The sequence below is a fragment of the Mesorhizobium sp. M5C.F.Ca.IN.020.29.1.1 genome (genome assembly GCF_003997375.1).
Taxonomy (GTDB): domain Bacteria; phylum Pseudomonadota; class Alphaproteobacteria; order Rhizobiales; family Rhizobiaceae; genus Mesorhizobium; species Mesorhizobium wenxiniae.
The window spans coordinates 1-1,554 of sequence record NZ_RZSW01000919.1; the positions used below are offsets into that span (position 1 = coordinate 1).

Annotated in this window: 2 protein-coding genes; both read right to left on the reverse strand. The window is 59.8% G+C overall.

From position 1 onward, the window contains the following. Positions 1-133: 133 nt before the first annotated feature. A complete protein-coding gene (recA, locus tag EOA85_RS34970) occupies positions 134-1,231 on the reverse strand; it encodes a recombinase RecA (protein ID WP_008875470.1) in 1,098 nt (365 codons plus the stop codon). Further along, on the reverse strand, positions 1,185-1,554 hold a 370-nt coding region (locus EOA85_RS38400), incomplete at its 5' end, for a hypothetical protein (RefSeq protein ID WP_206523464.1). The genes EOA85_RS38400 and recA, both read right to left, overlap by 47 nt.

The window sequence follows — 1,554 nt, forward strand, 5'->3', positions numbered from 1 at the left end:
GTTCACAATGACCAGAGCTATTAGCAAAAACGCAAACCGCCGGCCCAAGGCCGGCGGCATAAACAAATCGATACACCAACTCAATTCGGGATACGCGAACTCAAACGGGTAACTTTGACTGGCAGCCTGTATCCTACATCGCGCCCGCCTCGTCCTCGAAACCATCGTCTCCGCCTTCGGAACCGCCATTTTCGAGGAATTTCTCGGCGATCAGCCCGGCATTCTGCCTCAGCGCCAGCTCGATCTCGCGTGCCGTGTCGGGATTGTCGCGCAGGAACAGTTTTGCGTTCTCGCGGCCCTGGCCGAGACGCTGCGAATTATAGGAGAACCAGGCGCCCGACTTCTCGACCACGCCGGCCTTGACGCCGAGGTCGACCAGCTCGCCGGTCTTGGACACGCCCTCGCCATACATGATGTCGAACTCGACCACCTTGAAGGGCGGCGCCAGCTTGTTCTTGACCACCTTGACGCGGGTCTGGTTGCCGACGACCTCGTCGCGGTCCTTGACCGAGCCGATGCGGCGAATGTCGAGGCGCACCGAAGCATAGAATTTCAGCGCGTTGCCGCCGGTCGTGGTCTCGGGCGAACCGAACATCACGCCGATCTTCATGCGGATCTGGTTGATGAAGATGACCATGGTGTTGGAGCGCGAGATCGAGGCGGTCAGCTTGCGCAGCGCCTGGCTCATCAGGCGGGCCTGCAGGCCGGGCAGTGAATCGCCCATTTCGCCCTCGATTTCGGCGCGCGGCGTCAGCGCCGCGACCGAATCGACCACCAGCACGTCGATGGCGCCGGAACGCACCAGCGTGTCGCAGATCTCCAGCGCCTGTTCGCCGGTATCGGGCTGCGAGATCAGCAGATTTTCGAGGTCGACGCCGAGCTTGCGCGCATAGACCGGATCGAGTGCGTGCTCGGCATCGACAAAGGCGCAGATGCCGCCCTTCTTCTGGGCTTCGGCCACCGTGTGCAGCGCCAGCGTCGTCTTGCCCGAGCTTTCCGGCCCATAGATCTCGACGATGCGGCCGCGCGGCAGGCCGCCGACGCCAAGCGCGATGTCGAGGCCAAGCGAACCAGTCGGCACCGTTTCGATCTCGACGACCTGCTCGTTTGCGCCGAGCCGCATGATCGAGCCCTTGCCGAAGGCACGCTCGATTTGCGACAGCGCCGCATCCAGAGCCTTTGATTTATCCACTGCTTTGTCCTCTACAAGCCGCAAAGAATTCTGAGCCATGATACATCACCCCTTGGTCGTCAATGAAGGCCGGACAATCCGTAATCCTTATTAATTTGTACCTTTTTTGTTCTCGTCTGGCAAGGGGAGACAAACGTTTGAAAAACAAACAATATCCGGATTTGTTCTTTTTTTGTTTCGTGTTTTCACTCCAGGATGCATCCCGCTTCACCCGCAGGATCGTGCTGGCATCTTTCGAATCGCGCCTCCGGTTGCCGGGTTCCGCCGGACACCCTAGTCTTTGCCCGGCAACAGCAAAGGTCTCCTCCCAGGCATGATGAAGTCGCCGACAATCCTGGCCGTAGGCGGCGCCTATGTAGATC

Bases quoted from the DNA above. Each gene is read 5' to 3' on its own strand.
- recA (WP_008875470.1), bottom strand. From the start codon at position 1,231: ATGGCTCAGAATTCTTTGCGGCTTGTAGAGGACAAAGCAGTGGATAAA.